Genomic DNA, 22,253 nt, shown 5'->3' with positions numbered 1-22,253 from the left:
GGAGGCCCGGCGTGGGTGACGACACCTGGCGGCGCGCCGGCTGGGCCGGTGCCGCGATAGGCGTGCTGGCCGCCGGAGCCGCGGCCGGCGTCGCCGTCGAGCGGCTGACGGTGGGGCGTTCGGTACGGGAGAAGGCGCGGCTGGCGCTCGACGCCGAGGGGCCGTACGGCGGCCTGCGCGGCACCTCGGGGCGCGCGCTCGCCGAGGACGGCACCGAGCTCTACTACGAGGTCGACGAGGTCGACCCCGCGGTCGCCGGGCCCCGCAGACGGCGCCTCTTCGGCCGCAGGGCGCCCGCCCCCGTCACGGTCGTCTTCAGCCACGGCTACTGCCTCAACCAGGACTCCTGGCACTTCCAGCGGGCCGCCCTGCGCGGGCTCGTCCGCACCGTGCACTGGGACCAGCGCAGCCACGGGCGCTCCGCGCGCGGGGTCGCCCAGGCCGGTCCCGACGGGGTGCCCGTCTCGATCGACGTGCTGGGGCGCGACCTCAAGGCCGTCATCGACGCCGCCGCGCCCGAGGGGCCGCTGGTCCTGATCGGGCACTCCATGGGCGGGATGACGATCATGGCCCTCGCCGAGCTGTTCCCGGACCTCGTGCGGGAACGCGTGGTCGGCGTCGGCTTCGTGGGCACCTCGACCGGCCGGCTGGGCGAGGTCACCTACGGGCTGCCGACGGCCGGCGTCAACGCGGTGCGCCGGGTGCTGCCCGGAGTGCTCAGGGCGCTCGGCTCGCAGGCGGAACTGGTGGAGCGGGGGCGGCGGGCGACCGCCGACCTGTTCGCCGGGCTCATCAAGAAGTACTCGTTCTCGTCGAGGGACGTCGACCCGGCGGTCGTCCGGTTCGCCGAGCGGATGATCGAGTCCACCCCGATCGACGTGGTCGCCGAGTTCTATCCGGCGTTCGCCGAGCACGACAAGGGCGCCGCCCTGGCCGCCTTCCGCGAGCTGCCGGTGCTCGCCCTCGCCGGGGACCACGACCTGGTCACGCCCAGCTCGCACACCGAGGCCATCGCCGACCTGCTGCCGGACGCGGAGCTGGTCATCGTGCCCGACGCCGGGCACCTGGTCATGCTCGAACACCCGGAGGCGGTCACCGACCGGATCGCCGACCTGCTCGGGAGGGTGGGAGCGGTCCCCGTCGGCGGATAGGTAGGTTGGCGGAATGGACACTCCGCACACCCAGGCCACCCTCGAAGTCGACTCCCCGGAACGGATGCAGGAACTCGGCCGCCGCCTGGCCGGGCTGCTGCGCCCCGGCGACCTCGTGATGCTCACCGGCGAACTCGGCGCCGGCAAGACGACGCTGACCCGCGGCCTGGGCGAGGGCCTGGGGGTGCGCGGCGCCGTCACCTCGCCGACCTTCGTCATCGCCCGCGTCCACCCGTCCCTGGTCGGCGGCCCGGCGCTGGTGCACGTGGACGCGTACCGGCTCGGTGGCGGTCTCGACGAGATGGAGGACCTGGACCTCGACGTGTCGCTGCCCGACTCCGTGGTCGTCGTCGAGTGGGGCGACGGCAAGGTCGAGGACCTGACCGACGACCGGCTGCACGTGCTGATCCACCGGGTGGTGGGCACCGCGGGTGACACCGAGGACGCCGCGGACGACCGGCGGACGGTCGTGCTCAACGGCATCGGCGCGCGCTGGGCGGCCGAGGACCTCGCGCTGGCCTGACCGTACGGCCGAACGTACGTAGGTTCCGACAACGTGTCGGGAAAATGTTGCGCCGTTGCTCCGAGGCGTGGTCACATGGTTGCACGAGCTGGTTAGGTGTACCTAACCTACGGGAGGCATGCATGGCGACGCCGGAGCGCGAGGACCGCACCGCGGACAGTGTCCCGATGAGAGACCTGCTGGCGTCGTGCGCCGCGGCGAACGCGGTCTCGACCCCGCCGCGCCGCCCCGAGCCCTCGGAGCACGACGAGCCGGAGACCGTACGCGACGAGGCCGCCTGAGCCCTGCGGCCGGACGCGGGGTCCCGCGGCGGGTCCTGACGACGAGAAGCCTGCTCCGGGGCCTACCCCGGGGCGCGCGTCACGCGACGACGACGACCTTCGCGCCGATCACGGCGAAGGTCCACAGCGCGTCGCCGTCCGCCCGCTTCATCCGGATGCCGCCCGTCTTCCGCGACGGGTCCGGCTCCGGCGTCGAACCGTCCACGGCGGCACTGAAGCCGACCGACACGTCCTGGACCGTCGCGAACCGCACGACGTGCTCGATCTGCACCCCGTCCGAACCGCGCACCGCGCCGGACCGGGAGCTCACCGCGTATGCGCCGGGCGGCGGGTTCACCGTGCTCGGCATCACCGAAAAGGTGCGCGTGACCTGGTTCTTCGCGTTCACCAGCCACACCCGGCGGTCGGCGAGCGCGTACACCACCCGCTCGCCCGAGCCGGAGGCCGCGGGCAGCGCCAGCGGGTCCTTCGGCGGCTTCGGCTTCCCGCTCGCCGTGGCCGAGGGCGCCGTGCTCGGTGTCGTCGGCTTCGCCGCCAGCTCGGCCGGCGAAGGCGCCGTGGCCGAGGCCTGATAGGCGAGGAAACCGACCGCGGCGAGGGCCGCCGCGGTGAGCCCGGCCACGAATCCCGAGCTGCTCCGTCCCACCGTGCGCCCACCTTCTGTCGTACGTACGTATCGGTGCCCGACCGTAGCAGCAGCCGCCCCGGTCGGGCGGGGCGCCGCCCCCGCCGCTCCGGCGCCGTAGGCTGTTCGCGTGCTCTTGCTCGCCATGGATACCGCCACACCCGCCGTCACCGTCGCCCTCCACGACGGGGACTCCGTCGTCGCCGAGTCGAGCCAGGTCGACGCCCGCCGCCACGGGGAGTTGCTGCTGCCCGCCGTCGACCGGGTCCTCAGGGAGGCCGGGCTGACCCTCGACGCGGTGACCGGACTCGTGGTCGGCGTCGGCCCCGGCCCGTACACCGGTCTGCGCGTCGGCCTCGTCACGGCCGCCACCTTCGCCTCCGCGCTCGGCGTGCCCGTGCACGGGCTCTGCACCCTCGACGGGCTCGCCCACGCCTCCGGCATCCAGGAGCCCTTCGCCGTCGCCACCGACGCGCGGCGCAAGGAGGTCTACTGGGCGCGCTACGAGGACTCCCGTACGCGGGTCACGGACGCGTCCGTCGACCGGCCCGCCGACATCGCCGGACAGCTCGCCGGGCTGCCGGTGGTGGGCGCGGGCGCCCGGCTCTACCCGGAGGCGTTCCCGGACGCCCGGGACCCCGAACACCAGTCGGCCGCCGCGCTCGCCGCCCTCGCGGCCGAGAGGCTGGCCGCGGGCGGCGAGGGCTTCCTCGACCCGCTGCCGATGTACCTGCGCCGGCCCGACGCGCAGGTGCCGAAGAACTACAAGGTGGTCACCCCGCAGTGACCACCGTGCTCCGTGAGATGCGCTGGTGGGACCTGGAGCCCGTGCTCGCGCTCGAAGCCGAGCTCTTCCCCGAGGACGCGTGGTCCGAGGGGATGTTCTGGTCGGAGCTCGCGCACGCCCGCGGGCCGCGCGCGACCCGGCACTACATGGTCGCGGAGGAGCTCGCCGAGGACGGGGCCGCCCGGCTCGTCGGCTACGCGGGGCTCGCCGCCGCCGGCGGCCTCGGCGACGTGCAGACCATCGCCGTGGCCCGCGACCAGTGGGGCACCGGCCTCGGCGCCCGGCTCCTCGCCGACCTCCTCCAGGCCGCGACCGCCTTCGAATGCGAGGAGGTCCTCCTCGAAGTGCGCGTGGACAACACCCGGGCCCAGAAGCTCTACGAGCGCTTCGGCTTCGAGCCCATCGGCTTCCGTCGCGGCTACTACCAGCCCGGCAACGTCGACGCCCTCGTGATGCGACACACCGTTCAAGGAACAGAGACTGATGCAGATGGCTGCTGACGAACCGCTCGTACTCGGCATCGAGACCTCCTGCGACGAGACCGGCGTCGGCATCGTCCACGGGACGACCCTGCTCGCCGACGCCGTCGCCTCCAGCGTCGACACCCACGCCCGCTTCGGCGGCGTCGTGCCCGAGATCGCCTCCCGCGCGCACCTGGAGGCCATGGTCCCCACCATCGAGCGCGCCCTGAAGCAGGCCGGGGTGTCCGCCAGGGACCTCGACGGCATCGCCGTCACCGCCGGGCCCGGCCTCGCGGGCGCGCTGCTCGTCGGCGTCTCGGCGGCCAAGGCGTACGCGTACGCCCTCGGCAAGCCGCTCTACGGCGTCAACCACCTCGCCTCGCACATCTGCGTCGACCAGCTGGAGCACGGCCGGCTGCCCGAGCCGACGATGGCCCTGCTGGTCTCCGGCGGGCACTCCTCGCTGCTGCTCTCCAGCGACATCACCTCCGACGTGCGGCCGCTCGGGGCCACCATCGACGACGCCGCCGGCGAGGCCTTCGACAAGATCGCCCGAGTGCTCGACCTCGGCTTCCCCGGCGGCCCGGTCATCGACCGGCTCGCCCGGGAGGGCGACCCGGCGGCGATCGCGTTCCCGCGCGGTCTGACGGGCTCCAAGGACCCCGCGTACGACTTCTCCTTCTCCGGTCTGAAGACCGCCGTGGCCCGCTGGATCGAGGCCAAGCGGAACGCGGGCGAGGAGGTGCCGGTCCGGGACGTCGCCGCGTCCTTCCAGGAGGCCGTCGTCGACGTGCTCACCCGCAAGGCCGTACGGGCCTGCAAGGACGAGGGCGTCGACCACCTGATGATCGGCGGCGGCGTGGCCGCCAACTCGCGCCTGCGCGCCCTCGCCGAGGAGCGCTGCGAGCGGGCCGGCATCCGGCTGCGGGTGCCGCGGCCGGGCCTGTGCACCGACAACGGCGCCATGGTCGCCGCGCTCGGCGCCGAGATGGTCGCACGCGGCCGGGCCGCGTCCGACCTGGAGCTGTCGGCGGACTCCTCGCTGCCGGTGACCGAGTCGCACGTGCCGGGGGCGGCCCACGACCACGCCCACGCACACGACCACGATCACGTGCACGAGGTCAGCAAGGAGAACCTCTACCCGTGACCACGGTGACCCTGATGTGGGAGGCGCGCGCGGCCGAGGGCCGCGGCGCCGAACTCCTCGACTGGGCCCGGGCGTGCGCACTCCCGGCCGAGCCGCTGCGGCGCGAGACCTTCCGGGCGCCGCAGGACCGGGTGCTGGTCCTGACCTGGTGGGAGACGCCGGACGGGCTGGACGCCGAACTGCCGGAGCTGCCGGAACCGGGACCGGAACTGACCACCCGTCCGGTGCACCGCTGGCGCTTCGAATCGGTCGGATAGACGCCTCCCGAGCAACCTTTCGAGCGATTCGGGCATCCCACAGCGCGTGAAGAAGACCCTCGCGCTGTGGGCGGCGCTGACCGCCGTGGCCCTGTTCGCGACCGGCTGCACGGTCGCCGACGCCGACGCGCCGCCCGCCCCCACGGCCGGCTCCGTGACCCCCTCGGCCGGGAACAAGGCCCCGACCGCCCCCGCGGCCCCGGACCTGCGCGCCGCCGCCTACGCGAAGTGGGGCCTGAAGCCGCTCGCGGCACCGCCAGCCCCGCCCGCGAAGAAGCCGGTGACACGCACCGCCGGCGGCCCCGTTCCCGTCGTCAGCGACATCCCGACGGCGGACAGGGTCGTCTTCGTCACGATCGACGACGGCGCGGAGAAGGACCCCGAGTTCGTCGCGATGATGCGGGACCTCAAGGTGCCGGTGACGATGTTCCTCACCGACGCCGCGATACGCGCCGACTACGGCTACTTCGAACCGCTGGTCGCCCAGGGCCACGGCGTCGCCAACCACACCCTCACCCACCCCAACCTGCGCACCCTCTCCCAGGACGCCCAGCGCCGGGAGATCTGCGGCCAGCAGGACAAGCTCACCGCGGAGTACGGGAAGCGGCCGCGGCTCTTCCGCCCGCCCTACGGCAACTGGAACGAGGCCACCCGGGCCGCCGCCGGACAGTGCGGCGTGGACGCGATCGTCCTGTGGCGCGAGTCCATGCAGATCCAGAACATGCAGTACCAGCGCGGCGACAGGAAGCTGCACCCCGGCGACATCGTCCTCGCCCACTTCCGCGGCCCGTCCGAACTCAAGGGGCGGACGATGACGCAGATGATGGCCAACCTGCTGCGGCACATCCAGGAGCAGGGCTTCACGGTGGCCCGCCTGGAGGACTACCTCTAGTAGACGGAGGACCGCCCCGGGAAGTCCGGAAAGAAATCCGGGAAGAAAAACGCCGGCGGCTGTCGATGCGGGCGTCTCCCGACCGACGTATGAGTGTGAAGGCGGGGAACGACCCCGCCCACCGCACCCGAGGAGTCACCATGCCCCGCTTCCTCTCCCTCGTCCGCATCGAGGAGAACACCATCGACATGGCGTCCGCCGACCCCGGCTTCGAGGAGCGCATGGGCGCGCTGTTCGAGGAGATCACCAAGGCCGGCGCGATGGTCGACACGGCCGGGCTGAAGCCCACCGCCGAGAGCACCCGGATCACCTGGCAGGACGGCAGGCTGTCGTACACCGACGGCCCCTTCACCGAGACCAAGGAGGTCGTCGGCGGCTACGCCATGCTGCAGTGCAAGGACATGGCCGAGGCCGTCGAGTGGGGGAAGCGCTTCCTGGAGGTCCACCCGCCGCACTGGACCGTGGGCCTGGAGGTCCGCGAGGTCGAGGAGATGCCGGGCTCCTGAACCACCGCGACCGTCGGCGGTCTGTGCTGTCATGTGAGACGTGACGGCACAGACGGTCGAGGAGACCCTGGACACGGTCTTCCGGATGGAGTCGGCCCGGATCATCGCCACCGTGGCGCGGATCGTCCGGGATGTCGGGATCGCCGAGGAGATCGCCCAGGACGCGCTCGTCGCCGCCCTGGAGCAGTGGCCCGCGTCGGGAGTCCCGGACCGGCCGGGCGCCTGGCTGACGGCCACGGCCAAGCACCGCGCGGTCGACCTGGTGCGGCGGCGCGAGACGTACGCGCGCAAGCTCGCGGAGGCCGGCCGTGAGCTCGTCGAGGAGGCCCACGACCCCGAGCCCTCGGGGCCGGGGGACATCGACGACGACGTGCTGCGGCTGCTCTTCACGGCCTGCCATCCGGTGCTCTCCGCCGAGGCCCGGGCGGCGCTGACCCTGCGGCTCGTCGGCGGGCTGCGCACGGACGAGATCGCCCGCGCGTTCCTGGTGCCCGAGGCCACGGTCGCGCAGCGGATCGTGCGGGCCAAGCGGACGCTCGCCAGGGCGGGGGTCGCCTTCGAGGTGCCGTACGGGGAGGACCGGGCGGCCCGGCTGGGCTCGGTGCTCGAAGTCATCTACCTGATCTTCAACGAGGGGTACGCGGCCACCGCCGGCGACGACCTGCTGCGGCCCGCCCTGTGCGAGGACGCGCTGCGGCTCGCCCGGCAGCTGGCCGCGCTGATGCCCAAGGAGGGCGAGGTCCACGGGCTCGCGGCCCTCCTGGAGATCCAGGCCTCGCGGACCCCGGCGAGGACCGGACCGGACGGGGCGCCGGTGCTGCTCGCGGACCAGAACCGGCGGCGGTGGAACCGGCTGCTGATCCGGCGCGGATTCGCGGCCCTGGAAAGGGCCGTCGAGGCGGGCGGCGCTAACGGCCCGTACGCGCTGCAGGCCGCCGTCGCCGCGTGCCACGCGCGGGCGGCGACGTACGAGGACACGGACTGGCGCACCATCGCCACGCTCTACGGGCGGCTCGCCGTCGTCGCGCCCTCCCCGGTCGTGGAGCTCAACCGGGCCGTCGCGGTGTCGATGGCCGACGGACCCGAGGCGGGCCTGGCCCTGGTGGACGCGCTGGCCGCCGCACCGGCCCTCTCCGGCTACCACCTGCTCCCGAGCGTCCGCGGCGACCTCCTGGCCCGCCTGGGCCGCACGGCGGAGGCCCGCGCGGAGTTCGAACGCGCCGCCACCCTGACCCGTAACGAACGGGAGCGCGCGCTGCTGCGGGAACGGGCGGCGCGGGCCGGGCAGTAGGGGGGCCCGGGGAGCGGACCGGGGAGCCGGGCCGGGAGCGGCGGGGTGCGCCTCGGCGACGCGGCCCGGGAGAGGTGCGGCGGCCGGGGAGGCGGGCCCCGGGGAGCCGGGCCCCGGGGAGGCTGGGGGCAGGGCCCGGGGAGGCGTACGGGCCGGGGAGCAGGGCCCCGGGGAGGGATGGGGCAGGGACCCAGGGACCCAGGGAGGCCCGGGGGCAGGGCCCGGGGAGGCGTACGGGCCGGGGAGCAGGGCCCCGGGGAGGGATGGGGCAGGGACCCAGGGACCCAGGGAGGCCCGGGGGCAGGGCCTGGGGAGGCGTACGGGCCGGGGAGCAGGGCCCCGGGGAGGGATGGGGCAGGGACCCAGGGACCCAGGGAGGCCCGGGGGCAGGCCTGGGGAGGCGCGCGGCCGGGGGGCCGGGCGGGCCGAGGCGGGCCGGGTGAGTCGCCGGGCGTCCGGTGGATCATGGACGGGGCCGCGGGGCAGGGCGGCGCGACCACCCCCTAGGCTCCACGCCATGTCGAACCTCCCGCCGCCCCCGCCCCCCGCCGAGCTGCAGAGCTGGCCCGACCGCGAGGCGCGGCTCGCCGACCGGGCGCTGGCCCTGGACGAGCTCGGGCGCCGGTTGCTCGGCGCGGGGCGGCTGACGCTGTTTCTGGTCTGGCTGGTGCTGCTGGAGTTCGGCTGGGGGCTGATCGGCATCGGCATGTCGGCGTTCGGCGGTGGGGGCCTGGCCGACTTGCCCACCCTGCTCGTCGGCCTGTTCTGCGCGATCGCCGGGATCGGTGCCCTGGTTCCGGCCGTCTGGCTGACCGTGCGCAGCGTGCTGCGCGACCGCCTGGTGCGCGAGCGGCTCGTGCAGTGGGCCGTGCTCGACGCCGAGCCCGCGGCCGACGCCCGGCTGCGCGCCCCGGTGCTGAGCGCCTGTTGGCTGCTGCTGTCGTTCGCCCTGTGCGCGACGGGCCTCTGGATTTCGTTCGCGGTCGCCGCGCACACCACCCGCGACAACGGCGGATACCCGCTGGTCGTCTACGGGATGGGCGCCGGCCTCGGGCTCTGGATCACCGGCCTGACCGGCCTCGCCAAGGCCGTCGCGCACTACCGCCTGGCGATCCGGCTCACCGGCCGGCCGGCCGCCCGATCAGCATCGTCGGGGCTCCCGCGACCCGAGTGAGCAGGACCGTCGCCGCGTTGGGGCCCTTCGGCTTCACCTTGCGGCGGATCTCCTCGGGCTCGACGGCCGAGCCGCGCTTCTTGACGGTCAGGGTGCCGACCTCGCGCTCGCGGAGCAGGGCCTTCAGCTTCTTGAGGTTGAACGGGAGTTCGTCGGTGATCTCGTAGGCGGCGGCGTACGGGGTCGGGGTGAGGGTGTCGGCCGTGATGTAGGCGATGGTCTCGTCGATCAGGCCGCCGCCGAGCTCCCGGGCCACGTCGGCGACCAGGTGGGCGCGGATGACGGCGCCGTCCGGCTCGTAGAGGTAGCGCCCGACCGGGCGGACCGCCGGGTCGGGCAGCCCCTGGCCGACGAGGCCCGCGCCGCCGGGCAGCAGGGTCGCGCGCCGGGCGCCGGGCTCGGTGCCGAACCAGAGCACCGCCTCCTTCACGTCGCCGCCGTCGGAGATCCACTCCGCCTCCGCCTCCTCCGGCACGGCCTCGTGCGGGATGCCGGGGGCGATCTTGAGGGCCGCGTGCGGGGCCTTGCGGGCGGCGTCCACCGCCCAGGAGAGCGGCGGGGAGTACGCCTCGGGGTCGAAGATGCGGCCACGGCCGCCGCGCCGCGCGGGGTCGACGAAGACCGCGTCGTACGGGCCGGTGTCGACCTCGGTCACGTCCGCGCAGCGCACCTCGACGAGGTCCGCGAGCCCGAGGGCGGCCGCGTTCGCCCGTGCCGCGGCCGCGGTCAGCGGGTCGCGGTCGACGGCGAGGACCGAGATCCCGGCGCGGGCCAGGGCGATGGCGTCGCCGCCGATGCCGGAGCAGAGGTCCGCGACGCTGCCGACGCCGAGCGCCTTCAGCCGGGCCGCCCGGTAGGCGCCGACGCTCGCCCGGGTGGACTGCTCGACGCCGTTGGGCGTGAAGTACATCCGGTACGCGTCCTCGGCGCCGAACTTGGCGACCGCCCGCTGCCGCAGCCGGGCCTGCCCCAGCGCCGCCGAGACCAGTTCGGCGGGGTGGTCGCGGCGCAGCCGGGAGGCGACCGCCAGCTCCTGGGCGGGGTCGTAGTCGCGCAGCGTGTCGAGGAGGGCCTGCCCCTCGGGGGCGAGCAGGGCGGTGAAGGCGGCGAGGTCGGTCACCCGTCCCATTGTGCTGGTCGGGGGAGGTGTGGGCCGCCCGGGGGATGGTGCGGGCCCGCCGGTGGTGTCGGCACCCCGGAGGGGCGTGGCGCTGACAGGATGCGGCGCCATGCAGCTAGTACGACAAAAAGAACAGAGGGCCTCCTTCTGGTCCGTGCGCGTGGCCGGGGTCGCCGTGCTCGTCGCCGTGCTCGGCTCCGCCTGCGCCGACCCGGGCGCCGGCGAGCAGCCCGCCCCGGCCAAGCCGGCGGCCGGCCAGCAGGGGCGCGTGGAGGGCGCCGCCGGCGCGCTGAACGCGTATGTCGAGCGGGTCCGCAAGGCGCGCGCCGCGCGGGTCGCCGCCGCCAGGAAGTGGGGGCTGGACAAGGCCCCGCTCGATGCGCCCCAGCCGCCCGTGGTGAAGCCGAAGATCACCACCCGCAAGGGCTTCGAGACCGCCGGCAAGGGCCTGCCGCCGGTCTTCACCACCGTGCCGACCAAGGAGAAGGTCGTCTTCCTGACGATCGACGACGGCGCCGAGAAGGACCCCGCCCTGCTGCGGATGATGAGCGAGCTGAAGATCCCGTACAGCGCCTTCCTCAGCGACTACCTGGTCAAGGACGACTACGGCTACTTCAGGAAGATGCAGGACTCCGGGGTGTCCCTGCACAACCACACCCTGACCCACCCGTATCTGCCGGGCCTCGACTACGACGGCCAGAAGCGCCAGATCTGCGGGATGCAGGACGTCATCCAGAAGCAGTTCGGCGAGCGGCCCCGGCTCTTCCGCCCGCCGTACGGCAACTACAACGAGGACACCCTGCGCGCGGCGAAGTCCTGCGGCGTCGAGGCGGTCCCGCTGTGGGCCTCCGAGGCCTTCGTCGACCACATGGAATGGCGCGAGTGGGACCGGGACCTGCACCCGGGCGACATCATCCTCACGCACTTCCGTGGCAAGGGGGACTGGAAGGGCACCATGCCGGACATGATCCGCAGGGTGATGAAGACGGTCACGGACAAGGGGTACGCGGTGGCGAAGCTCGAGGACTACGTATGAGCCGGGCGCGCCGACTGACCGCCGCCCTGGTCCTGACCGGCGCGCTGATCGCCCTGCCGGCCTGCGCGTCCTCGGTCGACCCGATCGAGCGCCTCGGCCGCAAGGCGGCGGAGAAGGTCTCCCCGCGCCCGCACCGGGACCGGTCGGCGCCGCAGCCGACGGTCCGCCCGTCGGCGGAGCCCCGGCCCACGGTGTCCTCCCGGCCCTCCGCCCCCACGGTCGTCCCGCTCGTACGGAACCACGGAATCCGTCCAGGCGTTCCCCCTCAGGGCGGCGCGGTGAGGGCGGTCGTTCGCGCCACGGGGTCGTGAATTGGCACTCCGCTTGACCGAGTGCTAATCGCGGTCATAGTCTCGGCTCTGGCACTCCCCACTGGAGAGTGCCAACACAGCGACGGGCAGGTCCGGCACCCGCGACGACGGATCCACCTGGTCGCCACCTCAGACAGTTAACCCCGTGAGATCTCCGAAGGGGGAGGTCGGATCGTGACGACCACCAGCTCCAAGGTTGCCATCAAGCCGCTCGAGGACCGCATTGTGGTCCAGCCGCTCGACGCCGAGCAGACCACCGCCTCTGGCCTGGTCATTCCGGACACCGCGAAGGAGAAGCCCCAGGAGGGCGCCGTCCTCGCCGTGGGTCCGGGCCGCTTCGAGAACGGCGAGCGCCTGCCGCTCGACGTCAAGGTCGGCGATGTCGTGCTCTACAGCAAGTACGGCGGCACCGAGGTGAAGTACAACGGCGAGGAGTTCCTCGTCCTCTCGGCTCGCGACGTGCTCGCGATCATCGAGAAGTAAGTCACCAAGGCACCTGAACCAGATGCTTTGAGCTGCGCCCCTGACCCCCTGGTTTCTCCGCGGGCGTTCAGGGGCGCAGTTTTTTCTACGATTTCCGAGAGGGCTGAATCGCTCCCATGGCGAAGATCCTGAAGTTCGACGAGGACGCCCGTCGCGCCCTTGAGCGCGGCGTCAACAAGCTGGCCGACACGGTGAAGGTGACGATCGGCCCCAAGGGCCGCAACGTCGTCATCGACAAGAAGTTCGGCGCCCCCACCATCACCAACGACGGTGTCACCATCGCTCGCGAGGTCGAGCTGGACGACCCGTACGAGAACCTGGGCGCGCAGCTCGTGAAGGAGGTGGCGACCAAGACCAACGACATCGCGGGTGACGGCACCACCACCGCCACCGTGCTGGCCCAGGCGCTGGTCCGCGAGGGTCTGCGCAACGTCGCCGCCGGCGCCTCCCCGGCCGCCCTGAAGAAGGGCATCGACGCCGCGGTCAAGGCCGTGTCCGAGGAGCTCCTCGCGACCGCCCGCCCGATCGACGACAAGTCCGACATCGCCGCCGTCGCCGCGCTCTCCGCGCAGGACCAGCAGGTCGGCGAGCTCATCGCCGAGGCGATGGACAAGGTCGGCAAGGACGGTGTCATCACCGTCGAGGAGTCCAACACCTTCGGCCTGGAGCTCGACTTCACCGAGGGCATGGCCTTCGACAAGGGCTACCTCTCCCCGTACATGGTCAGCGACCAGGAGCGTATGGAGGCCGTCCTCGACGACCCGTACATCCTGATCAACCAGGGCAAGATCTCCTCCATCCAGGACCTCCTGCCGCTGCTCGAGAAGGTCATCCAGGCCGGTGGCTCCAAGCCGCTGCTGATCATCGCCGAGGACGTCGAGGGCGAGGCCCTCTCCACCCTCGTCGTCAACAAGATCCGTGGCACCTTCAACGCCGTCGCCGTCAAGGCGCCCGGCTTCGGTGACCGCCGCAAGGCGATGCTCCAGGACATGGCCACCCTCACCGGTGCCACCGTCATCTCCGAGGAGGTCGGCCTCAAGCTCGACCAGGCCGGTCTGGACGTGCTGGGCTCCGCCCGCCGCGTGACCGTCTCCAAGGACGACACCACGATCGTGGACGGCGCCGGCACCTCCGAGGACGTCCTCGGCCGCGTCAACCAGATCAAGGCCGAGATCGAGTCCACGGACTCCGACTGGGACCGCGAGAAGCTCCAGGAGCGCCTCGCGAAGCTGGCCGGCGGCGTGTGCGTCATCAAGGTCGGCGCCGCCACCGAGGTGGAGCTGAAGGAGAAGAAGCACCGTCTCGAGGACGCCATCTCCGCGACCCGCGCCGCGGTCGAGGAGGGCATCGTCTCCGGTGGTGGCTCCGCGCTCGTCCACGCCGTCAAGGTCCTCGAGGGCAACCTCGACAAGACCGGCGACGAGGCCACCGGTGTCTCCGTCGTCCGCCGCGCCGCCGTCGAGCCGCTGCGCTGGATCGCCGAGAACGCCGGCCTCGAGGGCTACGTCATCACCGCGAAGGTGGCGGAGCTCGACAAGGGCCAGGGCTTCAACGCCGCGACCGGCGAGTACGGCGACCTGGTCAAGGCCGGCGTCATCGACCCGGTGAAGGTGACGCGCTCCGCCCTGGAGAACGCCGCCTCGATCGCCTCCCTGCTTCTCACCACCGAGACCCTCGTGGTGGAGAAGAAGGAGGAGGAGCCGGCGGACGCGGGCCACGGCCACGGTCACGGCCACTCCCACTGACGCCCGACGTCACGAGGTCTGACGCCTGAAGGTCACGAGGCCCGGTGCTCCCGTCGCGGGAGCACCGGGCCTCGCCCGTCGCCCGCCGTCCCGGCTCAGCTCTCGACCGCGCCGAGCTGCCCCATCAGCCCGAGCAGGTCGTACTGCCACCATCCTTCCTTGATCTTCCCGTCGTCCCCGAAGCGGTGGATGACCGTGCCGGTCATGGACACCTCCATGCCGGTGGGCTGGAGCCCCATGAAGTCCCCGGTGTGGGTGCCCTGCCAGGTCCAGCGCGTGCACACCCGGTCGCCCTCGGCGATCTGGTCGTCGACCGTGAAGGCGAAGTCGAAGCCGCCCCGCCACATCTCCACCTCGCGCCGGACGGCGTCCATGCCGATGACGTCCTGCTCGTTCGTCGGGTCGTGGTCGTGGTACCCCTCGGCGAGCACGCCGTCGAGCAGCGCGAGCTCCTGTTCGACGGCGAACATCTCCAGGAGCCGCCGCGCATTGGCCTTGTACAGGGCCTCGTCCCGCACCACGTCGAGGTCGGTGAAGGTCGGCATCTCGTCGCAGAGCGCCACCATCTCCCGGAAGATCCGGTCGGTCTCGGGGAGCTGCGAATTGCGCATGGCCACGTCGTACGAGGGGAATTCGACGATCTCCACGACATGGGAGGCGTCGGAGCGGTCCTTGCCGACCATGCTGTGGGTGGCGGTGCGTTTGCCCCGGGTCTGTTCGACCCACCGGTCCATGAGGCGATTCAGGCCGTCGACGTCGCTGGTCTTGCAGTCGATGATCTGCACGAAGGTCATGGCGCCTCCCGGAGCCGCTCCCGGACCCGCTCGAACTCTTCCAGTCTAGGTCCGGGGGGCCGGGGTGCCCTGGCAGCATGGGAGCCATGGAGCAGACCCCGGGGGAGCGGCCGGTCACCGTCGACAACACCGGGGGCGTCGTGGTGGTCGGGGACGGCAACCGGGTCGTGACCGGTGCCCCGCCGGCCGTCCGCTCGGGCTACCGGGAACAGCTCCGCCGGATCGCTCCCAGGGAACTCAGCGGCCGTGAGGCGGAGTTGGCGGAACTCGCCGCCTTCTGCCGGACCGGCTCCGGATACGGGTACTGGCGCGCCGACGCCTGGGCCGGCAAGACGGCCCTGATGGCGGTCTTCGCCCTCGCCCCACCGCCCGGGGTTCGGCTCGTGCCCTTCTTCGTCACCGCCCGCTGGGGCGCCCAGAACGACGCGGTCGCCTTCGTCGACGTCGTCGTGGAACAGCTCGCCGAGCTGGCCGGCGAGCCCCTGCCCGCCCTGCTCACCCCCGCCACCCGCGAGGCCCACCTGCTGCGCCTGCACCGGGCCGCCGGCCGCGTCTGCGCCGCGCGCGGCGAACGGCTCGTCCTGCTCGTCGACGGCCTCGACGAGGACCGGGGCGTGACCACCGGCACGGACGCCCACTCCATCGCGGCCCTCCTCCCGCCGGACGGGCACGTGATCGTCTCCGGCCGTCTCCATCCGCCCCTCCCGCCGGACGTCCCCGACACCCATCCGCTGCGCGACCCGGCGGCCGTACGGATCCTCGCCCCCTCCCCGGCGGCCCGCGCGATCCGGACCGAGGCCGAGCGCGAGCTCAAGCACCTGCTGACCGCCGAGGGAGCGCCGCACGAGATCCTCGCCCTCGTCACGGCCGCGGGCGGCGGCCTGACGGCGGACGACCTCGCGGAGCTGACCGGCGAGGTCCCCTACCGGGTACGGGACGTGCTCCGCACCGGCCCCGGCCGGACCTTCGCCCGGCGTGGCGAGGCCTATCTGCTCGCCCACGAGGAACTCGGCGTCCGGGCCCGGGAGATGCTGGGCACCCGCGCACTCGACCGCCGCCGGAACCGGCTGCACGCCTGGGCCGACGAGTGGCGGCGGCGCGGCTGGCCGGAGGGGACACCGGAATACCTGCTGCGGTCGTACGGCGCGATGCTGCGGACCACCGGGGACGTGGACCGCATGGTGGCGTGCGCCCTGGACGCCGTGCGGCACGACCGGATGCGCGCCGCGACGGGCGGGGACGGCCCCGCGGCCGCCGAGGTCCGAGCGGCCGGGGAGGCACTCCTCGCCCGCGGGGACGGACCGGACCTCGTCCCCTCGATGCTCCGGCTCGCGATGCGCCGGGACGCACTCGCCCTGCGCGTCGGCACCCTCCCGGCCGAACTCGCCGGTGCCTGGGCCGCCGCGGGCGAGGTGGACCGGGCTCTCGCCCTCGCCGAGGGCGAGAGCCCGCTGCGCACCGTACGGGTCCTCGCCGAGATCGCGACCCGGCTGCTGGACGCGGGCGACCGGGCCGGGGCGGCGGAACTCGTGGACCGTGCGGAGCGGCTGGCACTCACGCGGGAGAGCGACTTCGAGCGGCACCGGGCGGCCGTGCACCTGACCCCGCTGCTCCTCGCGACGGGAGCGCACCGGCGGGCCGAGCGGACGGTCCTGGCCGTGCCGGAAGGCTTCAGGGACCAGGAGCTGACGGCGCTGGTGCGGGCGCTGTGCGAGGCGGGGGAGTTCGGGTCGGCGCTGCGGATCGCACGCCGGGCGCACGGCGCGGTCGAGAATCCGCTGCGGATGGCGACGGTCACCCTGGTGTGCCGCGCCCTGCTGGCGGCCGGCCGGGCCGACGAGGCCGAGGACGCCGTGACCGGATCACCGGAGGACCCGTGCCGGGCCGCGCTGCTCCTGCACGGCGCGGACGCCCTGCGGGAGGCCGGGTACGCGGAGCGGGCCGACGCCCTGCGCACGGCCGGTCTGGCCGCGGCCGAGGAGACGGACGCGGACGACGAGTACGCGCTGCACGCGGTGGCCCGGGCGCTCGCCGACGCGGGAGAGTTCGCCCGGCTCACCGCCCTCGGGCTGCGGTCCGGCGGCGGCCCCGGCGAGGAGGAGTTCGCCGAGCAGCTGGCCCGTGCGCGGGCCTTCGACCGGGCGCTGGCCGTCGTGGGCCGGCTGCCCGACGACATCACCGGCCGCCGGGTCCGCCGCATCCTGGCCGAGGAGCTGATCGCCGCCGGGCGCGGCGCCGAGGCGGAACCGCTGCTCGACGGCCTGCCCCGGCCGGACGCGGCACGGGGCTGGGAGCTGCTGGCCGCCCGACGGGCCGAAGCCGGCGACTGGAACGGCCTCAGAACGCTGCTGCGGAAGATCGGCCCGCAGGCCCAGGACCGGGTCGTCGGCACGTACGTGCGGGGTCTCGTCCGGCGCGGCGACACGGCCACGGCCGTCGCCCTGGCCCGTACGGGAGGGCCGACGGACGCCGTCCTCTCGCTGGCGGTCGCGGACGAACTCCTGGCCTGCGGGGACCGGGCGACCGCCGTGGAGCTGCTCGCCGAGGCCGAGCGGCTGCGCGGTGTCCCGCCGCGCGGGGAGCTGGTCCGCCGGATCGCCGGCGTCGCCGAGGCGCTCGCCCCGCTGGACGGACTGCTCGGCACGGCCCGCGCGTTCCTCGCGGAGGACCTGCTCCGCGGCTCGGACGGCCACCCCCTCCGCCTGGTCGACGCCCTGCTGGCGGTCGGCGAGACCGACCGCGCCGAGGCCCTCGCCGTGGCGCTGCCGTTCCTGCTGCGCGAGCCCGCGCTCGTCCCCGTGGTGGAGGCCCGGGTCGCGGCCGGCGCCCACGAGGCGGCGATCCGTCTCGTGGAGGGCTCCTCCGCGCTGGTCGACACCGCGCTTCTGGCGGCCCTGCGCGCTCTGGCGGAGACGGGCGCGTGGCGGCACGCCGATCGGCTCGCGACCGACCCGCCCGACCGGGAGGCCGAGGGCCAGGCAGAGGCGCTGGTGGCGCTGGCACTGGCCCGGGCGGGGCGCGTCGAGGAGGCGCTGGACCGGCTGCGGCGGGCGGAGGCCGCGGTCTCGGTGACGGCGCTGCCGGACCTGGTGCGGGCCCAGCTCGCCCTCGGGCGGCGGGCGGACGCGCAGGGCGTGGTCCGGGCGACGGTCACCAGGGCGGACGGGCCGGACGAGGTCGGTGCCGCGGCCCGGGCCCTCGTCCTCGTCGGCCGGCCCGACGAGGCCCTCGCCCTGGTCCGCTCCCTGGGCCCGGACGAGGCCCCCGAGGCTCTGCTCGGGCTCGCGCGGGACCTGGTCGCGGCCGGTGAGCACGCCCGGGCCGAAGAGGTCCTGGCCGGGCTGCACGGGCTCGGGCGGAGCTGCGCCGACGTCCTGGCCGCGCTCGCGGCCGCGCTGCCGGACACGGAGTCCGCCCGGGCCCGCCGCTGCACGGCGCTCGCTCTGCACCTGGGGCAGTGGTACGACGTGCTCCCGGCGGTCCTGCGGTGGGCGCCGGAGGTCCTTCCGGAGGTCCTCGCCGAGGGCGAGCGGCTACGCCGAGCGCTGCAGGTCTGACGCCCTGACCTCCTCCGCGAACGGCTCCCCCCGTGCGTACCGTGCCACCTCTTCCAGGGCCTGGTCGGCCATGCGGTGGAGCTCGTTGCCGAGGGAGCCGGCGACGTGCGGGGTGAGGAGGACGTTGGGGAGCTCGTAGAGCGGGGAGTCCGGCGGCGGGAGTTCGGGGTCGGTCACGTCGAGGATCGCGTGGAGTCGGCCCGAGCGGAGATGGGGGAGCAGGGCGTCCTCGTCGACGAGGGAGCCGCGGGCGGTGTTGATCAGCGTCGCGCCGTCGGGCATCGCGGCGAGCTGCGACGCGCCGATCATGCGGTACGTGGCGGGGAGCTGGGGTGCGTGGACGGAGACGATCGTGCTGCGTGCGCACAGTTCGTCGAGGCCCACGAGCTCGACGCCGGGCGGGGCGGCCGTGACGTACGGGTCGTGGAGGAGGACCTGGAGGTCGAAGGGGCGGAGCAGGTCGAGGACCCGGCGGCCGATGCGGGAGGCGCCGACGATGCCGACGGTCCTGCGGTAGTTGCCCCAGGAGGCGGACTCGGCGATCCAGGCCTGGTCGGTGCGCAGTTCGGCGTACTGCCGGGCCGAGCGCAGCACCCGTTTCCCGGCGAGCAGGATCGCGGCGAGCGTGTACTCGGCGACGGGCAGCGCGTTGGCGGCGGCCGCCGAGGTGACCTGGATGCCGCGGGCCCAGCAGGCGTCGGTGATGTGGTGCTTGACGGAGCCCGCCGCGTGGACGACGGCCCTGAGGCGCGGGGCGCGGTCCAGGACCTCCGGGGTGAGCGGGGTGGCGCCCCAGCAGGTGAGGAGGAGTTCGGCCTCGGCGAGGGCCGCGGCCGCCTCGGGACCGGGCGCCGTCAGGTCGTGGGCGACCAGGGACGGGTCGGTGCGGGTGAGCGCGGCGAGCCGGGCGCGGTGGTCCTCGGTGAGGAGGCGTTCGGCGACGCCCGGGCCCATCGCGAGGAGGAGGGCGGGGCGGTTGTCGGTGGTGGGGTGCATCGTGGGATCTGAGTTCCTCACTTGACGCTGCCGGCGGTCAGACCCGCCTTCCAGTGGCGCTGGAGGGAGACGAAGGCGACGACGAGGGGGACGACGGCCAGCAGGGATCCGGTGACGACGAGGGGGTAGAAGTCGGGTTCCGCGTGGGCGTTGCTGTTCCACGCGTAGAGGCCGAGGCTCAGCGGGAAGAGCTTCTGGTCCGAGAGCATCACCAGGGGGAGGAAGAAGTTGTTCCAGATCGCGGTGAACTGGAAGAGGAAGACGGTGACGAAGCCGGGCATCACCATGGGGAGCCCGATGGACCAGAAGGTGCGCAGTTCGCCGGCCCCGTCGATACGGGCGGCCTCCAGGGCCTCGTCGGGGATGTAGCCGGCGCTGAAGACCCGGGCGAGGTAGACCCCGAAGGGGTTGACGAGGACCGGGACGAAGACGGCCCAGTAGGTGTTGACGATGCCCACCTCGCTGGCGAGCAGGTACATGGGCAGCGCGAGGGCCGTGGTGGGGACGAGCACGCCGAGCAGGACGACACCGAACAGCTTCTCCTTGCCAGGGAAGTCGTACTTGTCGAAGGCGTACCCGGCGGCGACGCTGACCAGTGAGCAGCCGAGGGCGCCGAGGCCCGCGTAGAGCAGGCTGTTCAGGTACCAGCGGACGTAGACGCCGTCGTCGTAGGCGGCGAGTCGGGACAGGTTGCCGCCGAGGTCGAAGCCCTCGAAGGAGAAGGCGTTGCCGGCGAGGAGCCCGCCGGCGTCCTTGGTGGCGGCGGTCAGCAGCCAGACGAGGGGGAAGAGCATGTAGACGACGGCGAGGACGAGGGCGCCGTTGACGGCGGTCTTCGACAGCCAGACGTTGCGGGGGCGGTTGCTCATGCCGTCCGCTCCTTCCGGCGGTTCCGGCGGCCGGTCAGGCGGGTGACGCCGAAGGAGAGCAGCGCGGCCGTCAGCGCCAGCAGCACGGACGCGGCCGCGGCGAGACCGTAGTCGTTCCGGTCGAACGCGGCGGTGTACGCGTACATGTTGGGAGTCCAGGTCGAGGTGACGGCGGAGCCGGTGCCCTTGTTGAGGATGAGCGGCTCGGTGAACAGCTGCAGCGAGCCGATGACGGTGAACAGCGCGACCATCGCCAGCGAGGCCCTGATCAGCGGGAGTTTGACGGCGAAGGCGGTCCGCCAGGCCCCCGCGCCGTCGACGGTGGCGGCCTCCAGGACGGAGCGGTCGATGGCCTGGAGCGCGGCGTAGAAGATCACCATGTTGTAGCCGAGCCATTCCCACAGCGCGATGTTGACGACGGACGGCAGGGAGCCCTCCGGGGAGAAGAAGTCGAAGCCGACGCCGCCGGCCTCCATGGCCTGGACGACCGGGCTCAGCTGGGGTGTGTAGAGGTAGACCCAGATCAGCGCGGCGATGATGCCGGGGACGGCGTGCGGCAGGAAGAGCGCGAGCTGGAAGAAGCGGCGGGCGCGGGCGAGCGCCGAGTCGAGCAGCAGGGCGAGGCCGAGGGCCCCGGCGAGCAGCAGCGGGATGTAGAGCAGGCAGTACCCGAGCAGCACGCCGAAGCCCTCGCGGAAGGCCCGGTCACCCAGCGCCGCGGTGTAGTTGTCGAGGCCGCTGAACACGGTCTCGCTGCCGCCGAAGCCGAGTCCCGACTGCTTCTCGGTGAAGAGGCTGAGCCGGACCGCGTAGCCGATCGGCACCACCATCACCGCGGTGAAGAGCAGGAAGAACGGGGTCAGCAGGGTCGCCGCCGCGCGGGTGCGGGCCTTCACCGGGTCAGCCCTCGACCTTCAGGCCGCGCTTGCCGAGTTCGGCGACGGTGGCGTCGTGACCGGCCCTGATCGCGTCGGTGATGCCGGGACCGCCGTGCGAGATCTTGCCGAAGTGGTCCTTGATGGTGGTGTTGGTGGTCCCGGTGGTCGGCCCCCATGCCCAGTTCTTGTCGATGGAGGCGCCGGCCTCCTCGAAGAGGGCGTAGATGTCCTGGCCGCCGTAGTAGCTCGCGTCGAAGACCGACTTGGCGACCGGGCGCAGGGAGGTGGCGGCGGGGAAGGCGCTGGAGGTGCCGGAGGCGATACGGGCCTTCACGCCGGCCTCGGTCGTCGCCATCCACTCGGCGAACTCGACCGCCGCGGCCTTGTTCCGGCTGTCCCTGGTCACGGCGAAGGAGGTGCCGCCGAGCATGCCGCTGGCAGGGGTGCCCCAGTGGGGCATGGGCGCGACGGCCCACTTGCCGCTCTGCTCGGGCAGGGTGCCCTTGAGGACGCCCGCGCCCCAGGAGGCGCCGAGGTAGCCGATGGTGGTGCCGTTCTTGAGGGAGCCGGTCCACTCGGGGCTGAACGAGGCGTTCTTGTGGACGAGACCGGCGTCGAGGAGGCCCTGCCAGTAGGCGGCGACCTTGGTGGTGGCCGGGTCGGTCGTGTCGATCTTCCAGGTGTCGTTCTCGGCCTTGAACCACTGGGCGCCGGCCTGCCAGGCCATGGCCTCGAAGGTGGTCGGGTCGTCGGGAAAGAAGGTCGCGATCCGGGTCTTGGCGTCGGCCTTCCTGACCTTCTCCGCCGCCGACCTGAACTCGTCCCAGGTCCTCGGGACGGTGACCCCGTACTTCGCGAAGAGGTCCTTGCGGTAGTAGAAGGCCTGCGGGGCGGCGTCGAAGGGCACCGCCCAGCTCTTGCCGCCGAGGGTGGTGAGCTCGACGGCCTGGGGCAGGAGCTTCGCGCGGTCCTGCTCGGTGAACTCGCCGCCGATGTCCTGCAGGGCTCCCGAGGACACGAACTCCGGGAGCGAGGAGTACTCGATGGAGACCAGGTCGGGGGCGTTGCCCGCCTTCACGGCGTTGGAGATCTTGGCGTAGCCGCCGGCGGTGCCGGACGGGATCTCCTCGAACGTCACCCGGATGTCGTCGTGGGAGGCGTTGAAGGCGTCGACGACGTCCCTGGAGCCCTTGGCCCAGCCCCAGAAGGTGACGGTGACCGGCTCGTTCGCGCCGCCCTTGCCCGCCGCGTCACCGCTTCCGCCGCAGGCCGTGAGGACGGCCAGGGCGGTGGCGGTGCCGGCTATGACGCGGGTGGTTCTGCTCCAGGGGTTCCAACTACGGCTCACGGCACGGCTCCTGACACGGCG

The 22,253-nt window shown here is 73.4% G+C and carries 23 protein-coding genes; 16 read left to right on the top strand and 7 right to left on the bottom strand.

Going from position 1 to position 22,253, the window contains the following annotated elements; all coding sequences use genetic code 11:
* The first annotated feature begins 11 nt into the window (after nt 1-11).
* The 3 genes from ACIRQF_RS20615 (at nt 12) to ACIRQF_RS20605 (ending at nt 1,955) form a co-directional block, all read left to right on the top strand.
* On the top strand, nt 12-1,151 hold the full coding sequence (locus tag ACIRQF_RS20615) for an alpha/beta fold hydrolase (protein WP_376635447.1): 1,140 nt from the start codon (nt 12-14) through the stop codon (nt 1,149-1,151).
* 13 nt (nt 1,152-1,164) lie between these two features.
* Nucleotides 1,165-1,674 (top strand): tRNA (adenosine(37)-N6)-threonylcarbamoyltransferase complex ATPase subunit type 1 TsaE, encoded by a 510-nt coding sequence (tsaE, locus tag ACIRQF_RS20610; protein ID WP_376635449.1) that lies wholly within the window; start codon nt 1,165-1,167, stop codon nt 1,672-1,674.
* Nucleotides 1,675-1,796: 122 nt separating this feature from the next.
* Entirely contained in the window at nt 1,797-1,955 is a 159-nt protein-coding gene (locus ACIRQF_RS20605; RefSeq protein ID WP_376635451.1) for a hypothetical protein, read from the top strand.
* A 79-nt stretch (nt 1,956-2,034) separates the two neighbouring features.
* Here ACIRQF_RS20605 and ACIRQF_RS20600 read toward each other — a convergent pair whose 3' ends face one another.
* A complete protein-coding gene (locus ACIRQF_RS20600) occupies nt 2,035-2,577 on the bottom strand; it encodes a hypothetical protein (protein WP_376635733.1) in 543 nt (180 codons plus the stop codon).
* Nucleotides 2,578-2,710: 133 nt separating this feature from the next.
* On the opposite strand from ACIRQF_RS20600, the gene tsaB reads away from it, so the two are divergent.
* The 8 genes from tsaB to ACIRQF_RS20560 all read left to right on the top strand — a co-directional run bounded on the left by tsaB (nt 2,711) and on the right by ACIRQF_RS20560 (nt 9,095).
* Nucleotides 2,711-3,367: a tRNA (adenosine(37)-N6)-threonylcarbamoyltransferase complex dimerization subunit type 1 TsaB gene (gene tsaB, locus ACIRQF_RS20595; protein WP_376635452.1), complete on the top strand. Its 657-nt coding sequence runs from the start codon at nt 2,711-2,713 to the stop codon at nt 3,365-3,367.
* Between the two features lie 17 nt (nt 3,368-3,384).
* Complete coding sequence (gene rimI, locus ACIRQF_RS20590) at nt 3,385-3,867, top strand: ribosomal protein S18-alanine N-acetyltransferase (RefSeq protein WP_376635734.1); 483 nt, start codon at nt 3,385-3,387, stop codon at nt 3,865-3,867.
* The gene (gene tsaD / locus ACIRQF_RS20585; RefSeq protein WP_382478535.1) at nt 3,857-4,975 is read left to right on the top strand and encodes a tRNA (adenosine(37)-N6)-threonylcarbamoyltransferase complex transferase subunit TsaD; all 1,119 of its coding nucleotides are present in this window, start codon (nt 3,857-3,859) and stop codon (nt 4,973-4,975) included. The genes rimI and tsaD overlap by 11 nt, the downstream gene beginning before the upstream one ends.
* Nucleotides 4,976-4,989: 14 nt before the next feature.
* Nucleotides 4,990-5,232, top strand: a complete 243-nt coding sequence (locus tag ACIRQF_RS20580; protein ID WP_376635736.1) for a hypothetical protein — start codon at nt 4,990-4,992, stop codon at nt 5,230-5,232.
* A 46-nt stretch (nt 5,233-5,278) separates the two neighbouring features.
* Complete coding sequence (locus ACIRQF_RS20575) at nt 5,279-6,124, top strand: polysaccharide deacetylase family protein (RefSeq protein ID WP_404093889.1); 846 nt, start codon at nt 5,279-5,281, stop codon at nt 6,122-6,124.
* A gap of 140 nt (nt 6,125-6,264) precedes the next feature.
* On the top strand, nt 6,265-6,630 hold the full coding sequence (locus ACIRQF_RS20570; protein ID WP_376635458.1) for a YciI family protein: 366 nt from the start codon (nt 6,265-6,267) through the stop codon (nt 6,628-6,630).
* Nucleotides 6,631-6,715: 85 nt separating this feature from the next.
* Entirely contained in the window at nt 6,716-7,921 is a 1,206-nt protein-coding gene (locus ACIRQF_RS20565) for an RNA polymerase sigma factor (protein ID WP_404094538.1), read from the top strand.
* A gap of 517 nt (nt 7,922-8,438) precedes the next feature.
* Complete coding sequence (locus tag ACIRQF_RS20560) at nt 8,439-9,095, top strand: hypothetical protein (protein WP_382478530.1); 657 nt, start codon at nt 8,439-8,441, stop codon at nt 9,093-9,095.
* Here the strand turns inward: ACIRQF_RS20560 and ACIRQF_RS20555 are convergent.
* Nucleotides 9,040-10,224: a THUMP-like domain-containing protein gene (locus ACIRQF_RS20555; protein WP_389753344.1), complete on the bottom strand. Its 1,185-nt coding sequence runs from the start codon at nt 10,222-10,224 to the stop codon at nt 9,040-9,042. The two genes, ACIRQF_RS20560 and ACIRQF_RS20555, sit on opposite strands and share 56 nt — an antisense overlap.
* Nucleotides 10,225-10,324: 100 nt before the next feature.
* Between ACIRQF_RS20555 and ACIRQF_RS20550 the strand changes: the two genes are divergently transcribed.
* The 4 genes from ACIRQF_RS20550 to groL all read left to right on the top strand — a co-directional run bounded on the left by ACIRQF_RS20550 (nt 10,325) and on the right by groL (nt 13,790).
* Nucleotides 10,325-11,251, top strand: a complete 927-nt coding sequence (locus tag ACIRQF_RS20550) for a polysaccharide deacetylase family protein (RefSeq protein ID WP_404093886.1) — start codon at nt 10,325-10,327, stop codon at nt 11,249-11,251.
* The gene (locus tag ACIRQF_RS20545; RefSeq protein WP_404093883.1) at nt 11,248-11,562 is read left to right on the top strand and encodes a hypothetical protein; all 315 of its coding nucleotides are present in this window, start codon (nt 11,248-11,250) and stop codon (nt 11,560-11,562) included. The genes ACIRQF_RS20550 and ACIRQF_RS20545 overlap by 4 nt, the downstream gene beginning before the upstream one ends.
* A gap of 174 nt (nt 11,563-11,736) precedes the next feature.
* Nucleotides 11,737-12,045: a co-chaperone GroES gene (groES, locus tag ACIRQF_RS20540; protein ID WP_057584642.1), complete on the top strand. Its 309-nt coding sequence runs from the start codon at nt 11,737-11,739 to the stop codon at nt 12,043-12,045.
* 116 nt (nt 12,046-12,161) lie between these two features.
* Nucleotides 12,162-13,790: a chaperonin GroEL gene (gene groL, locus ACIRQF_RS20535; RefSeq protein WP_376635468.1), complete on the top strand. Its 1,629-nt coding sequence runs from the start codon at nt 12,162-12,164 to the stop codon at nt 13,788-13,790.
* 95 nt (nt 13,791-13,885) lie between these two features.
* On the opposite strand, the gene ACIRQF_RS20530 is transcribed toward groL, so the two are convergent.
* Entirely contained in the window at nt 13,886-14,584 is a 699-nt protein-coding gene (locus ACIRQF_RS20530) for an ester cyclase (protein WP_376635470.1), read from the bottom strand.
* Between the two features lie 86 nt (nt 14,585-14,670).
* Here ACIRQF_RS20530 and ACIRQF_RS20525 point away from each other — a divergent pair, with 86 nt between their 5' ends.
* Nucleotides 14,671-18,141 (top strand): hypothetical protein, encoded by a 3,471-nt coding sequence (locus ACIRQF_RS20525; protein ID WP_404093878.1) that lies wholly within the window; start codon nt 14,671-14,673, stop codon nt 18,139-18,141.
* Here ACIRQF_RS20525 and ACIRQF_RS20520 read toward each other — a convergent pair.
* The 4 genes from ACIRQF_RS20520 to ACIRQF_RS20505 are packed head-to-tail and all read right to left on the bottom strand — an operon-like array spanning nt 18,118 to nt 22,232.
* Complete coding sequence (locus ACIRQF_RS20520) at nt 18,118-19,137, bottom strand: hydroxyacid dehydrogenase (RefSeq protein WP_404093875.1); 1,020 nt, start codon at nt 19,135-19,137, stop codon at nt 18,118-18,120. The two genes, ACIRQF_RS20525 and ACIRQF_RS20520, sit on opposite strands and share 24 nt — an antisense overlap.
* A gap of 17 nt (nt 19,138-19,154) precedes the next feature.
* The gene (locus tag ACIRQF_RS20515; RefSeq protein ID WP_376635476.1) at nt 19,155-20,006 is read right to left on the bottom strand and encodes a carbohydrate ABC transporter permease; all 852 of its coding nucleotides are present in this window, start codon (nt 20,004-20,006) and stop codon (nt 19,155-19,157) included.
* Complete coding sequence (locus ACIRQF_RS20510; protein ID WP_376635478.1) at nt 20,003-20,902, bottom strand: carbohydrate ABC transporter permease; 900 nt, start codon at nt 20,900-20,902, stop codon at nt 20,003-20,005. The genes ACIRQF_RS20515 and ACIRQF_RS20510 overlap by 4 nt, the downstream gene beginning before the upstream one ends.
* Before the next feature lie 4 nt (nt 20,903-20,906).
* On the bottom strand, nt 20,907-22,232 hold the full coding sequence (locus ACIRQF_RS20505) for an ABC transporter substrate-binding protein (RefSeq protein ID WP_404093870.1): 1,326 nt from the start codon (nt 22,230-22,232) through the stop codon (nt 20,907-20,909).
* Between the last annotated feature and the right edge of the window lie 21 nt (nt 22,233-22,253).

This window comes from Streptomyces sp. NPDC101191, from assembly GCF_044767915.1.
In the GTDB taxonomy this organism is placed as follows: Bacteria; Actinomycetota; Actinomycetes; order Streptomycetales; family Streptomycetaceae; genus Streptomyces.
Note: the sequence above shows the minus strand (reverse complement) of the source record. Positions and strands in the feature narration are given on the sequence as shown.